The following is a 13,995-nucleotide window of genomic DNA, read 5'->3' on the forward strand; positions in this document are numbered from 1 at the left end:
TGAGCCTGTCTAGTTGTTAATCATATTGTCCCTAGCTCATGATTTTTGATAAAACTTAGGGATAAATGTAAAAATAGGTGCTTGTTTATAAGAGTGCAATGGACCTTAGTGCACTTTTTACGTCAGTGTTCTTTTACATGAGTGCTCTTTTACGTGAGTGCAATGGCATCTTGTGCAATCACCCATTCTTCATTAGTAGGGATCACCATGGCAACCGGGCTTTTGTCTGTGGTGATCACACCTTGCTGACCAAAGCGCGCGGCCTGATTGCGTTTATTGTCAATGTCAAAGTTAAAAATGGCTAATGCATCTAGGACTTTTTTGCGGATCACATCGGAATTTTCACCAATGCCGCCAGTAAAGACCACAGCGTCGAGACGAGTGAGGGGAACGGTATAAGAAGCAATATACTTGGCTAAACGATAGCAGAATATCTCAAGTGCTAAAGTGGCACCTTTATGACCTGCTTCATAGCCTTCTTCAATACCTCGGCAGTCATTGGTGAGCTCAGAGATCCCAAGTAGGCCACTTTTGTTATTTAATAATGTGTTGACTTCATCTAAGGTGTAGCCTAAGCGATTGACTAAGTGAAAAATAATGGAAGGATCTAGATCGCCACAACGCGTTCCCATCACTAAACCTTCTAGTGGGGTAAGACCCATAGAGGTATCGACACTTTTCCCTCCTTTGATAGCCGTGACGGAGGCACCGTTACCGAGATGAGCACAGATAATATTGGTGTCATCAATGGGTTTATTGAGCACCTTGGCGGCCTCTTGACTAACAAATAGATGACTCGTGCCATGCATACCATAGCGACGAATAGCGTTATCTCGATAAAGGGCATAAGGTAAGGCATAAATATAGGCTTTTTCAGGCATGGTTTGATGAAAAGCGGTATCAAATACAGCTACTTGTGGTAAATCCGGAAAAGAAGCTTGTGCGGTGCGAATACCAATTAAATGCGCTGGATTATGTAATGGTGCTAGACTGGCGCAATCCTCTATACCTTGGATCACAGCATCATCAATGCGTACCGATTGGGTAAATTTCTCTCCACCGTGTACGACTCGGTGACCAATCGCTTGAATTTGGCTTGCTAAATTAGGATCTTGTTTCAGGATATGATTAACAATATAGGCAATGGCTTCTTTGTGTGCGCTCATGGCACCTAAGCTTGCTTCTTGTTTAACGCCTGCGACTTTCCATTTAATCCTAGCTTCTTCTAAGCCGAAACATTCAGCTAGGCCTGAAATTTTATCTTCGCCGTTATTGGCGTCAATGATGGCAAATTTAAGGGAGGAGCTACCACAGTTGAGCACCAATACGAGTTTGTTTGACATGGTTATACCTTACGCATAAATCGTGAACTTAGGTTCACAGAGTATAATGACTTCTTCTCCATTTAAGGTTGAAGTCTCGAAAACAGATCTCAGGCAAAAAGCTTCCCTATTATTGTGCTTGGGAGTCGTTATGAGCCTGTGCTAAAATTAAAGGCAGTCTAGTCAGTTGTTAGGTGCCTTTTTGAGTATTAAAGTATTTAAGACCTTAAGTGAGGGTCGACGTTATATGAAGACTTGGCCTTTGGTCCGACAATTAAGCTTTTATTTTCCCGAATATAGAGTGATCCGTGCTATGAGCATTGCGCTGCCATTAATGCCAATATTGGCAGTGGTGGCAGCAATCAGTCAGTTGTCTATTCATGGTCTTGGTTTTCTTCCTCAAGCAATTACTATCGCCGCTTTTTTTATCAGTTTACCTCTTCAAGGTCTGCTTTGGTTAGGTTGGCGTTCTCGTCATCCATTACCGCTTTCTTTATTAGAATGGGGAAACAGCTTGTCGACAAAACTGACTGATATGGGGGTTTATTGTCAGCCACTTGGCGCTAAAGCTTGCTACTTTGACATGGCGATGATTTTAAAAGCGGCATTTGAGCGCCTTGATGCCAGCTATTGGGAAGAGCTTTAACTTCCTATCATCTTGTCTTTATGTTACACACCTTTATTACACGGTATGGATCCCTCGCTGAGTAAAGACAGCTTTAATTTGTTTCATTATTACATCGCTTGGCGGTGTGATGTTGTCGAGCTGGTAAGTTTCACCTAACGCTGCCCATTTATGCTTACCCAGTGGGTGATAAGGCAATAACTCAACTTTTTCAACATTAGTCATAGGCCCGATGAAATCGGCTAATGCCTCTGCCGCAGAAATATCATAGGTAAACCCTTCAACGATAACGTATCGGATCCATGTTCTATGCTGGTGTTGATGTAAATATTGTGCAAAGGCAAGTGTGTAATGATTACTGACTTGAGTTAATTCGATGTGTTTGTCATCAAACATATGTTTTATGTCAAGCATAACCAGATCCGTATGAGCTAATAGCCGATGGATCTCTGGAGTATAGTGGCGGACAAAACCGTTAGTATCAAGGCAAGTATGAATGCCTTTGGCTTGACACTTTTTAAATAATGCTGCAACGAAAGGGGCTTGCAATATTGCCTCGCCGCCACTGACGGTGACTCCCCCATGACTGGCTTTGAAAAAGGGGAGGTAGCTTTCGATTTGAACCATGAGTTCATTAACGTGCACTTCAGTGCCTGCATGCAGATCCCAAGTATCTCGATTATGACAATATTGGCACCGCATTAAGCAGCCTTGCATGAAAATGACAAACCTAATACCCGGGCCGTCGACAGTACCGAATGACTCTACCGAATGAATTCGGCCATGAACTGACATATTTTTCCTACTTTACTTTAACTAGGGATGTTGATGACAATAGTGGGTTATGCTCAAAATATCCTGTGTATTACAGCGGTTATTTTGGCACCTAACCTATTCATATGTATCGATTCCCTCGAGCACTATTATCCGTATTATTGAACTTAATTTCTTGCTTTCTTTCGCCGTATAGACTCTTGCTTGTCTTTATGTTAGTGATTGCTGATATTGTGATGTTATAGTCTATAAAAGGTGATTGAGCCTGCATTGAGCTTAGAACAATCACCTTGACGATGTGCTTATATACTTTTTGTAAAAGTGCGAGTAATGACGTCTTGTTGTTGCTCTAGAGTGAGCGCATTAAATCGTACGGCATATCCCGAGACTCTGATCGTGAGCTGTGGGTATTTTTCTGGATGCCTAATGGCATCTTCTAGCATGGCTTTATCCATGACATTGACGTTTAAGTGCTGTCCACCTTCTCGCGTATTGTCATGGGCGAAATAGCCATCGAGTAAGGCGGCCAGGTTGGCTTCACGGGCACTTTCTTCTTTACCTAACGCATTGGGTACAATAGAGAAGGTATAGGAAATACCATCTTGTGCATGGGCAAAAGGTAATTTAGAAACGGAGGTGAGTGACGCAAGGGCGCCCGCTTCATCGCGTCCGTGCATAGGATTGGCGCCAGGGGCAAAGGGCATTCCTGCTTTGCGGCCATCAGGAGTATTACCGGTTTTTTTACCGTACACCACATTTGAAGTAATGGTTAAAATTGATTGAGTGGGAATGGCATGACGATACATAGGTTTATGGCGAATTTTATCCATAAAGCGGCGCACTAATTCGCATGCAATATCGTCGACTTTGGCATTATTATTACCAAACTTAGGAAAATCCCCTTCAATGTCAAAGTCGATTGCTATACCTTGCGCGTTTCGAATGGGTTTAACTTTGGCGTATTTTATGGCTGATAAGGCATCGGCGGCAATGGATAAACCAGCAATACCGCAGGCCATGGTGCGGCGAACATCTCTATCGTGTAGCGCCATGAGTGCTGCTTCATAAGCATATTTATCGTGCATATAATGAATGCTATTGAGCGCAGTGACATATTGAGTTGCTAACCACTCCATCATATTATCCAGTCTTGTGATGACATCATCATAAATGAGTATATCACTGGAAATGGGATCAGATTTTGGGCCAACTTGAAGATAAGATTTTTCATCTATACCGCCATTAATCGCATACAGTAAGGTTTTGGCAAGGTTGGCTCTCGCACCAAAAAACTGCATATGCTTGCCTAAAATCATCGGGCTCACGCAGCAAGCAATAGCGTAATCATCAGATTGAAAATCACTGCGCATTAAATCATCATTTTCATATTGAATGGCGCTAGTATCAATGGATACTTTAGCGCAATACGCTTTAAAGGCTGCGGGGAGTTTATCTGACCATAATACGGTAATATTAGGCTCAGGACTGGGGCCCATATTGTATAAAGTGTGTAAAAAACGGAAACTGGTTTTAGTCACGAGTGTGCGTCCATCCAGTCCCATACCGCCAATTGATTCAGTGGCCCAAATGGGATCGCCAGAGAAAAGCTCATCGTATTCTGGAGTGCGTAAAAAGCGTACCATGCGTAATTTCATGACCATATGGTCGATCATTTCTTGTGCATCAACTTCATTGATGAGGCCACGTTTAAGATCCCGCTCAATATAAATATCGATAAAACTGGCGGTACGTCCCAGTGACATGGCTGCACCATTTTGACTTTTAACTGCGGCTAAGTAACCAAAGTAGGTCCATTGAATGGCTTCTTTTGCTGTTTTTGCAGGCTGACTAATGTCAAAACCATAATGGGTTGCCATTTGCTTCATTTGAGTAAGAGCGTGTTGTTGCTCGCTAATCTCTTCGCGTAACTGTATTGTCTCGGATAGGTTTTTCCCTTCCTCTAATACAGTTTGTAAGCTTAAAAACTGGGCGTGTTTATCTTGTATTAACTTATCAATACCATAAAGTGCAATACGTCTGTAATCACCAATGATCCTGCCTCGGCCATAAGCATCGGGTAACCCGGTTAAAATACCTGATTTGCGGCAGCGTAAAATATCAGGTGTATAGACGTCAAACACGCCTTGATTATGGGTTTTTCTGAGTGCTGAATATTGATATTTAAGGTTAGGATCTAAGGTTTTACCATAGGCGTTAAAGGCACTCTCAACCATTCGAATACCGCCATTGGGTAAAATGGCGCGTTTTAAGGGTTTATCGGTTTGTAAGCCTACAATGGTTTCCAATTCAGCATCGATATAGCCTGCTGGGTGAGAAGTGATGGTGGAAACGGTATGAGTGTCAAAGTCTACTGGAGCATGGGTCTGATTTTCTTGCTTAATGCCGACCATGACTTTTTCCCATAAAGCCTGGGTCGCTTGGGTTGCTGGGGCTAAAAAGTGATGATCATCTTCATAGGGCGTATAATGAGATTGAATAAAATCACGAACATTGACACTTGATTGCCATGGACCGGGATGAAAGTCCAGCCACGCATCTGATTGAAAAGGCGTGTGTGTGTTTGATTTATCTTGAGTCATGATATTTCCCCTTTGTCATTAATTTAACGCGTGCTGACAGAAAAGAGCCTCAGCTTTCAGAACATGAATGTGGAACATACATAATAAAGTTTAAGTGACCATTTTAGTCACTCTCTTCATCTGAACCAACGCAATGCGCGATAATATTGATGAAGCATAAAACTAAATTGGTAAGACCAATTGCCCAGATGGATAATAGCACAGTGACATAGGGACTGCATTAAAACCGCCCTTAAATATTGATGAAAAATCGATAAAGTGTTAACTAGCGCCCATTTTAAATAATGAGAGGTTTTTAAGTGAAGGGCATCTTTTGTTTGTTAGAATAAAGCATACACTTTATTATTGACTGATTGTTAGGAACAACATGCATCATCCCGTGAATATCGATGAGGCGCTATCTGCCTATTTTGGCTTTAATGGCTTTCGCGAAGGACAAAGAGAAGTCATTCAAGCCGTGGTTAATGGTTATAGTGCGGCTGCCATTTTTCCAACAGGATCGGGTAAGTCTTTATGTTATCAATTGTCTGCATTGTGTTTACCCCACTTAACCTTAGTGGTTTCCCCTTTATTGGCCTTGATGCAAGATCAATTATCTTTTTTAAAGACTAAAGGGATCCCCGCTGCCAGTATTGATTCCACTATGAATCGTGATCAGGTTGCCGAGCTGATGGCAGCAGTGCAAAGGCAAGAAATTAAAATACTGATGATTTCAGTGGAAAGGTTGAATAATGAACGCTTTCGACACTTTATTAGTCAAGTGGCCATTTCACTATTAGTGGTAGATGAAGCCCATTGTATTTCTGAGTGGGGGCATAACTTTAGACCCGATTATTTGAAACTCCCCCAATACCAGAAAAATTTAAGGATCCCGCAAACTTTACTGTTGACGGCAACAGCAACGGAAAAAGTCGTTAAAGACATGGGGGATAAATTTGGGATTGAACCTGAGCATGTCTGTTTAACAGGGACGTATCGAAAAAATTTACATTTATCGGTGAAAGGGATCCCAGCGAATGAGAAATTAGCATACTTATACCAGTGGTTATTAGAACGCCATGAACAAGCAGGCATTATTTATGTGACTTTGCAGCAAACGGCAGAGCAAGTCGCTCGGCAATTGTCCTTAAAAGGCGTGAATGCAGTTGCTTATCATGCAGGATTAGATGCGACGGTACGAGAGCAAATTCAAACAGATTTTATGCTGGGTAGCAGTCCTATTATTGTCGCGACGATCGCTTTCGGTATGGGGGTTGATAAAAGTGATATTCGTTTTGTGATCCATTTTGACTTACCAAAGTCCATTGAGAATTATGCCCAAGAAATTGGTCGAGCTGGACGGGATGGTCAAGCGGCTGAATGTTTAGTGCTTGCCAGTGGTGAAAATTTAACCACGCTGGAAAACTTTGTCTATGCTGACACGCCTGAGAAGACCGCTATTACGGCTTTATTGTATGAAATGAGGCAAGACAGTGCGGTGGATGGTAAATGGGAAATAATGCTTAATCGCTTATCGACGCGAACCAATATTAGACCCTTAAGCTTAAAAACCTTGTTAGTTTATCTTGAAATAGAAGCGGTCATTTCGCCTTTGTACAGTTACTTTGCTGAATATAAATATAAGTTAATCGCGACACAACCCCAACTAGAGAGGCATTTTAACGATGAGCGTTTAGCATTTGTTAATGCCATTATTGAGACATCAAAGCACGCAACGCTTTGGTATACATTGGATTTAGAAGCACTACAACAAGCCTATCCTTGTGAACGTTCAAGAGTGTTAACCGCGCTTGATTATATGGATACGAAAAGCATGATTGAGCTTCAAACTAAACAAATGATGCAAGTTTATCAGGTGCACACTGCTGACGTTTCTCTTGATGTGTTATGCACTCGATTATTTGAAAAATTTCATTTAAAAGAGCAAAGTGAAGTAGCTAGGATCCATGAGCTAGTGGCATTTTTTTGCAGTGATCAGTGCCTCAATTTACAACTTGCTCAGTATTTTTCCGATCCTTATTTGCACCAAGCTTGCCAGCATTGCTCTGTGTGCTGTGCAGAAGTGGCCAAATTGCCCCGTTTAACCACATTGCCTGCACTTGACAGTTATGACTTTAAGAGCATTACGCTTGAGGCTCGAACCCGTTTAGCGAAGCAAACTTCCGCAATTTTATTGAGTCGTTATTTATGCGGATTAACCACCCCCATGTTTACTCAGCATAAACTCAGGGCCACACATTCTTTTGCTTTGTTGGAAAAGTATCCTTTTAGTCAGGTACTTAATTGGGTAAATTCAGAGTTAAATAATATCGGTTAATTGCTAAATATGATCAATTTTAGTTAATATTCGAAGATTGGTTAACCAAAATGGATCATCTCATGAAGAAATCGGCTCTCTCTATAGTGGCAATATTGTCGCTAACAGGATTGACTGGGTGTCAAACACAACAACAAGAAACTTTACCTATAGTGCAAACGATTGAGCAGGATAAGGCATTTTCGCAATTTTCAGCACAATTTATTGATGCATTATGGCGCACATTTCCTACTTGGGCCTTATATAAAGGCTTTCATGAATATGATGGCGAACTCAATATTCCCAATGCGGCTCAAAGGAAAAGAACGCTTCAATTCATTGCTATTCAGCAACAAGCATTAGCGCAAATCAATTCGAAAGGACTCAGTCCGAATGAGCGCATTGATTATCGTATTATTGATAATTTATTGGCGAAAATGAAATGGGAACAAGACACGTTTAAATCTTGGCAATGGGATCCGAGTCAATATAATGTGGCCGAAGGTTTTGCTTTGTTGATTAATGGTGATTTTGCACCATTAGATGATAGATTAGCATCCGTATTATCGCGACTGGCTTATGTGACGGATTATTATGCGGCTGCAAGAGAGAGCATTCTTTCTCCCACACTTCAACACACTCAGTTGGCGATTTTACAAAATGAAGGTGCGTTGTCGGTGTTGTCCCCAGCTTTATTAGATACTGCAATGCACTCAGGGTTAAGTGAGGGTCAAAAGCAGCAGTTTACCGTGCGGCTGAAGCAAGCAGTGCAAGCCATTAAACAACATGTGAGTTGGCTTAAATCTCTTGAGAAAAGGTTACAAGTGGAAGGAGCCCGTGATTTTCGTATTGGGGAAACCTTATACGAACAAAAGTTTGCTTTTGATATTAAGGCTGGGATGACGGCAAAACAGCTTTATGAAAAAGCATTATTGGATAAAGGCCGTGTTCAAGCTGAAATGGCGACATTAACCACTCAATTATGGTCAAAGTATTTTTCAGCTCCCAAGCCTGCTGATGATAAGGTTGCGATAGCTCGCCTCATTGAAAAATTGTCTGCTAATCATGTTAAACGCGATAACTTTGTCAGTGATATTCGCCAGCAAATTCCAGCGCTCGTTCGGTTTGTGAACGAGCAGGATTTAATCAAGCTTGATCCTAATAAGCCTTTAATTGTGCGTGAGACCCCGAAATATATGCGAGGATTTGCGGGGGCTTCGGTCAGTGCGCCTGGACCTTATGATAAATCAGCAAATACTTACTATAACGTTACTCCCCTAGAAGGGATGAGTGATGCATCCGCTGAGAGTTATTTACGCGAGTATAATCATTGGATTTTACAGATCTTAAATATCCATGAAGCAATCCCTGGTCATTACACGCAGTTAGTTTACGCCAATGAGTCACCTAGTTTAGTGAAGAGTTTGTTTGGTAATGGCGCCATGATTGAAGGTTGGGCAGTGTATGCCGAACGCATGATGCTAGAGCAAGGTTATAGTGCTTTTGAACCTGAAATGTGGTTGATGTATTACAAATGGCACTTGCGGGTTATTTGCAATACCTTGCTTGACTACAGTATTCAAGTCAAAGGCATGAGTGAAGATGAAGCCATTGAATTAATGACTAAAGAGGCATTTCAGCAAATTGCAGAGGCAGAAGGAAAGTGGCGTAGAGCGACTTTGAGTCAAGTGCAACTCACCAGCTATTATGCTGGATATAGAGGTATTTACGATTTAAGAGAAGAAATAAAAATAATTGAAGAATCTCTCTTTAATTTAAAAGCCTTTCATGAACGCTTTTTAAGTTATGGTAGTGCGCCGGTCAGTGATATTAGAGAGTTAATGTTATTATCACTTCATAATGAAACTGAGTAAAAAAAGACAATTTAATCGCTAAATGATATTAACGCACTCTTTGAGAGTGCGTTTTTTATACTCAGTGTTCATTTATTTTAAACTGATATTATGTATCTATTTGTAACAAAAATAGAGTCTTTACTCATTATTTCCTCTAAAGAACTGAATTAAAAATACATGATGGAATATTGACAGTGAGCTAACTTTTTAACATATTCAATATTATTGATATATAAAGTAATATTGATATATATAAATGCATACAAGGTATTTACTAACAGAATTCACTTTGATTAATGATGACTTTTTGATGTTTAAATGTAATATTTATTAACAAATAAATGCGATAAAGGTTAATTCATGTTGGAAAATTACTTGAATGAAACCCTGATGCTACGCGGGTGTCTGGCATAAAATACTTGAGTAAATGAAAAATAAAGAGTATATCTAGTTTTAGTGTAAAGAAGTGTCTCCTAGGAGAAAAAATAACGTGTAGTTTACTATTTGTAATGTAGATGTAAAATCTGGCTTTGAAATAATGATCGGTTTTATTTTCAGCCAGCTTAACAGTTTATTATTTCGAGGGGATGAAACCCCGTTTAGGGCTATTTTTAATGGTGCCGGTTTTATTTGCCTCATTGTTTTTTATTAACGCTATGTTTCAATTTTAGAATGAAGCTGGAGTATTTTTATTGGCAACTTAGTGATAGTGCATTCATTCAAGAACGGTTAAGCTTGAAAGCGGTAGTATTTAATTTGTTAATTATATTAGCAGGTTATTTGTAATTTATAACAATATTATTTGCAGTAAAAGAAACGTAAGATAATTTTAAAGTGATTAATTAAAAATAGTCACATTGATATCTATTGATACTGACGTAAATGAATAATAGTGAAATAAGCATTTTTATTTGCTACTCGTCACTATTATTGACTGTATAGGAGTGGGTTGTGTATGAATCAATCGCAACAAAGTGTTAAATATACCCAAAGTATGGCCTCTTCAACTCTTGATAGTACTGGCTTTGACTTTGACGAGATTGAATTCTGTGTTTCTCTTGATGATAAAAAGGTTTATTTGACTCAAACAGAGTTTAAATTATTTAAATATTTATTTGAAAGACAAGGCCAAGTGATCACTAAGCAAGAATTACAGCGTAATATACTGAAGAAAGATCTTGGTAAGTTTGATCGAAATTTAGATATGCATATTAGCAATACTCGAAGAAAGCTAGTTGAAATGCATTTACCTCGCACACTGATCAATACGGTTCGGGGCCAAGGCTACTGTTTTTCTTGATATACGTTTGTGTGTTGGCTTTGGTTGATACCCATGTATTGTGAAGTATCATGGGTATGGCTTTCGTTTTTATAAAAACGCTTTTCTTTTTTATTTATAGTTGTATGCAGCCGTTTAACGCTTGTCACCTTTTGAGACATGCTTTTAAAAGATGTCTTGTATGACTTCATTTTATTGGCTTTGAAAATAGCCATCTTGAAATAGCCTGAGTATCGTTTATCCTATGGCCTACTTATGTTAATTAAATGGATCTCTGTTCAATCAGAGTCTGTATTTAAGGAAGCCTTTATGCGGATCAGTGCCAATTTTGATGGCGGAAATATTGATGTTGTTAGTCTACAAGCGCCAGATAATATCGAACTCGCTATTCGTCCCGACGAGGGGAATGCGTTTTTTCAGTGGTTTAATTTTAAACTTGACGGCACAATAGGCGTACAGTATCAATTACATATTATCAATGCTGAGAAAGCCTCTTATCCTCAAGGATGGGAAAATTACCAAGCCGTTGCTTCCTATGATAGAGAACATTGGTTTCGTCTACCCACAGTATATGAAAATGGGCGCTTAACGATTGATGTTGAGTTAGATTGTGACTCGATACAAATTGCTTATTTTGCCCCTTATAGTTATGAGCGTCATCAAGATTTATTGGCTAAATGCCAAGTTCATCCTATGGTGACGGTTGAACATTTAGGCTTAACATTGGATGAGCGAGTGTTAAGTTTAGTGAAGGTGGGGGATGGCGATGAGTCTAAAAAAAATGTGTGGATCACAGCCCGTCAACATCCTGGTGAAACCATGGCAGAGTGGCTTGTTGAAGGTTTGATGTTACAGCTTCTTGATAGCGATAACCCTGTTTCACGCTCATTATTGGCCAAAGCTAATGTTTATATTGTGCCTAATATGAATCCTGATGGTGGTGTGAGGGGGCATTTACGCACGAATGCGATAGGGGTGAATTTGAATCGTGAGTGGCAAGCTCCGTCACTTGAAAAAAGCCCTGAAGTGTATCATGTGGTGAATAAAATGCGCCAAACGGGAGTGGACTTATTCTATGATGTTCACGGTGATGAAGGCTTGCCTTATGTGTTTTTAGCGGGCAGTGAAGGCGTGCCTTGTTTCGATGATGCGATGTCTTCATTGCAACATACTTTTGAGCAGGCTTTACTATTGGCCAGTCCCGATTTTCAAACGCAATTTGGTTATGACAAGGATGAACCCGGCCAAGCTAATTTGACTGTGGCGTCCAATTGGGTGGCTCAAGAATTTGGCTGCTTATCTTATACGTTAGAGATGCCGTTTAAAGACAACGATGATTTACCTGAGCCGATTCAGGCTTGGTCTCCAGAAAGGTGTATGCTGTTAGGTGAAGCATCTTTAGTTGCAATGAATGCGGTATTAAACAAATTGTAAAAAACAGGTATAATGTGACTTTATCTGGGGCAGCAATAAATGCTTTGCCCCTTTATAAGAGTCAATCATGGCTTTTTAGAGGTGAGATCATGGCATTAGTCGCTTGTCCAAGTTGTCATAAAAGAATTTCAAATAAAGCGAGCACATGCCCGCATTGTCATGTGGGTTTATCCGGTGACAATGAATCCCATCGGCGCATTAGTCATATTAAGAAATCCAATCAATTATTGAATCACAGTTTATTTTCAATGAGTTTGTTCATTTTTGGTGTCGTTCTTGGCTTTTGGGGCGGAGAAGTGGCGACAGGCCCGAGAGCCTATGTGGCGGGTGCTTGCTTTATTTTTGGATTTATCGGTTATTTGATCTGCCGTATTCGAATTGTGTTACATAAGCGGAAAAGTGTATGAAAGATATCAACGAAGTGATCCAGCAGATGCCTGTAGAAGTGTATGAGCGTCTGGTCAGTGCGGTGGAGCTTGGCAAGTGGGAAGATGGTAGCGTGTTGACCGATGAGCAACGCGCATCGACACAGCAAGTGGTAATGTTGTATCAAGCGAAGAAGTTGCATCAGACCGATCATTTTACTATTGGTCAAGAAGGTCAAATTAATGAGTTATCCAAAGCCCAGTTGAAAAAACAATTTAAAGCGCAACCTGATGATGTTGCTGATTTTAAAGGGGAGAGTATTGCCGCCTTTAAAAATGAAGAGTTATAAATTTATCAAAAAGCAACGATGAATATATCGTTGCTTGTTGTTTCATTTAGTCTGTACTGAGTTCACCGACGATATTTTCAAGCATGGCTTGGCGAATATCATCAGGACTCATATCGGTTGATAATAAATAATGCAATTTGGCTAAGGCCGCTTCAGTGGTCATATCACCACCACTGATCACCCCTGCTCCTGCTAATGCATTACCTGTTGCATAGCCTCCCATATTCACCTTACCTTGCATACATTGTGTCAAGTTGACTAATATAACCCCGCGTTCATGAGCCGCTTTTAGTGTGGCTAAAAGGGCGGGCGTTTGGGGGGCATTACCTACACCAAACGTCAGTAAAATAAGTGCCTTGACGGGTTGCTGGAGGACATTATTAAAAATATCAGTCGAAATACCTGGGTATAAGGTGACCACACCAATGGGCTGTGGACTGATATTGGCCAAGGTTAATACTTGATTGGCTGCGGGTTGACTTATGTTCCCTGCATGGAGCCTAATTTTTATGCCTGCTTCCAGTAACATGGGAAAGTTAGGGGAAGCAAAAGCATTAAAGCCATCGGCATGTGCTTTGGTTGTTCGGTTCCCCCGAAATAAGCGATTATTAAAAAATAAACTGACTTCTGCTATTGGATAATTAGCGGCAATATATAATGCATTCAGTAAATTGGTTTGTCCATCCGATCTCAGTTGGGCTAACGGGATCTGCGAGCCTGTGACAATGACAGGCTTTGATAAGCCTTGCAACATGAAGGAAAGTGCTGAGGCCGTAAATGCCATGGTGTCTGTTCCATGCAAGATAACAAAACCATCATATTTATCATAATTGGCTTTAATATCATTGGCGATTAGTTGCCAATCAGTGGGGGCCATATCTGAAGAGTCAATCAAGGGATGGTATTCATTAATGACAAAATCGGGCATTTCTGCATGGTAAAACTCTGGCATGGCTTTAACACAGCGGGTTAAAAAGCCTGCGACAGGGGCAAATCCGTTCGCGGTTTTTTCCATTCCTATGGTGCCGCCGGTATAGGCGACATAGATTGAACGTTTAGTCATAAGTCATTCTGCAGAGAAATTAATGCAGAGA

General features: G+C 40.4%; 10 protein-coding genes and 1 pseudogene. 7 read left to right on the plus strand and 4 right to left on the minus strand.

Features of this window, described 5'->3' with window-relative positions:
• Positions 1 to 149: 149 nt before the first annotated feature.
• Complete coding sequence (locus Q0976_RS20170; RefSeq protein ID WP_299495748.1) at positions 150 to 1,343, minus strand: acetate kinase; 1,194 nt, start codon at positions 1,341 to 1,343, stop codon at positions 150 to 152.
• 181 nt (positions 1,344 to 1,524) lie between these two features.
• Here Q0976_RS20170 and yfbV point away from each other — a divergent pair, with 181 nt between their 5' ends.
• The gene (gene yfbV / locus Q0976_RS20175) at positions 1,525 to 1,968 is read left to right on the plus strand and encodes a terminus macrodomain insulation protein YfbV (protein ID WP_299495750.1); all 444 of its coding nucleotides are present in this window, start codon (positions 1,525 to 1,527) and stop codon (positions 1,966 to 1,968) included.
• Between the two features lie 36 nt (positions 1,969 to 2,004).
• Here yfbV and pflA read toward each other — a convergent pair whose 3' ends face one another.
• Both pflA and pflB read right to left on the minus strand, forming a co-directional pair.
• Entirely contained in the window at positions 2,005 to 2,742 is a 738-nt protein-coding gene (gene pflA, locus Q0976_RS20180) for a pyruvate formate lyase 1-activating protein (protein WP_299495752.1), read from the minus strand.
• Between the two features lie 281 nt (positions 2,743 to 3,023).
• Positions 3,024 to 5,321, minus strand: coding sequence for a formate C-acetyltransferase (pflB, locus tag Q0976_RS20185; protein WP_299495754.1), 2,298 nt, complete (start codon positions 5,319 to 5,321; stop codon positions 3,024 to 3,026).
• 367 nt (positions 5,322 to 5,688) lie between these two features.
• Here pflB and Q0976_RS20190 point away from each other — a divergent pair, with 367 nt between their 5' ends.
• The 6 genes and pseudogenes from Q0976_RS20190 (at position 5,689) to Q0976_RS20215 (ending at position 12,901) form a co-directional block, all read left to right on the plus strand.
• A complete protein-coding gene (locus tag Q0976_RS20190; protein WP_299495756.1) occupies positions 5,689 to 7,638 on the plus strand; it encodes a RecQ family ATP-dependent DNA helicase in 1,950 nt (649 codons plus the stop codon).
• Positions 7,639 to 7,700: 62 nt separating this feature from the next.
• On the plus strand, positions 7,701 to 9,491 hold the full coding sequence (locus tag Q0976_RS20195) for a DUF885 domain-containing protein (protein WP_299495758.1): 1,791 nt from the start codon (positions 7,701 to 7,703) through the stop codon (positions 9,489 to 9,491).
• Between the two features lie 1,009 nt (positions 9,492 to 10,500).
• Positions 10,501 to 10,773 (plus strand): annotated as a pseudogene (locus Q0976_RS20200) (winged helix-turn-helix domain-containing protein); the annotation flags it as partial.
• A gap of 288 nt (positions 10,774 to 11,061) precedes the next feature.
• Entirely contained in the window at positions 11,062 to 12,186 is a 1,125-nt protein-coding gene (locus Q0976_RS20205) for a M14-type cytosolic carboxypeptidase (RefSeq protein WP_299495823.1), read from the plus strand.
• 89 nt (positions 12,187 to 12,275) lie between these two features.
• Positions 12,276 to 12,593 carry a zinc ribbon domain-containing protein gene (locus Q0976_RS20210; RefSeq protein ID WP_299495760.1) on the plus strand — a complete coding sequence of 106 codons (318 nt, stop codon included), beginning with the start codon at positions 12,276 to 12,278 and terminating at the stop codon, positions 12,591 to 12,593.
• Complete coding sequence (locus tag Q0976_RS20215) at positions 12,590 to 12,901, plus strand: DUF1315 family protein (protein ID WP_299495762.1); 312 nt, start codon at positions 12,590 to 12,592, stop codon at positions 12,899 to 12,901. Before Q0976_RS20210 ends, Q0976_RS20215 begins: the two co-directional genes overlap by 4 nt.
• Before the next feature lie 46 nt (positions 12,902 to 12,947).
• Here Q0976_RS20215 and ansA read toward each other — a convergent pair whose 3' ends face one another.
• Positions 12,948 to 13,964, minus strand: a complete 1,017-nt coding sequence (ansA, locus tag Q0976_RS20220; RefSeq protein WP_299495764.1) for an asparaginase — start codon at positions 13,962 to 13,964, stop codon at positions 12,948 to 12,950.
• Positions 13,965 to 13,995: the final 31 nt, after the last annotated feature.

Origin of the sequence: uncultured Shewanella sp. (assembly GCF_947501665.1) — a bacterium.
Taxonomy (GTDB): domain Bacteria; phylum Pseudomonadota; class Gammaproteobacteria; order Enterobacterales; family Shewanellaceae; genus Shewanella.

Excerpts from the sequence above, each read along its gene's own strand:
- Q0976_RS20190 (WP_299495756.1), top strand. The coding sequence starts at position 5,689 with ATGCATCATCCCGTGAATATCGATGAGGCGCTATCTGCCTATTTTGGC.
- pflB (WP_299495754.1), bottom strand. The coding sequence starts at position 5,321 with ATGACTCAAGATAAATCAAACACACACACGCCTTTTCAATCAGATGCG.
- Q0976_RS20215 (WP_299495762.1), top strand. The coding sequence starts at position 12,590 with ATGAAAGATATCAACGAAGTGATCCAGCAGATGCCTGTAGAAGTGTAT.
- Q0976_RS20210 (WP_299495760.1), top strand. The coding sequence starts at position 12,276 with ATGGCATTAGTCGCTTGTCCAAGTTGTCATAAAAGAATTTCAAATAAA.
- ansA (WP_299495764.1), bottom strand. The coding sequence starts at position 13,964 with ATGACTAAACGTTCAATCTATGTCGCCTATACCGGCGGCACCATAGGA.
- Q0976_RS20195 (WP_299495758.1), top strand. The coding sequence starts at position 7,701 with ATGAAGAAATCGGCTCTCTCTATAGTGGCAATATTGTCGCTAACAGGA.
- Q0976_RS20205 (WP_299495823.1), top strand. The coding sequence starts at position 11,062 with ATGCGGATCAGTGCCAATTTTGATGGCGGAAATATTGATGTTGTTAGT.
- Q0976_RS20170 (WP_299495748.1), bottom strand. The coding sequence starts at position 1,343 with ATGTCAAACAAACTCGTATTGGTGCTCAACTGTGGTAGCTCCTCCCTT.
- pflA (WP_299495752.1), bottom strand. The coding sequence starts at position 2,742 with ATGTCAGTTCATGGCCGAATTCATTCGGTAGAGTCATTCGGTACTGTC.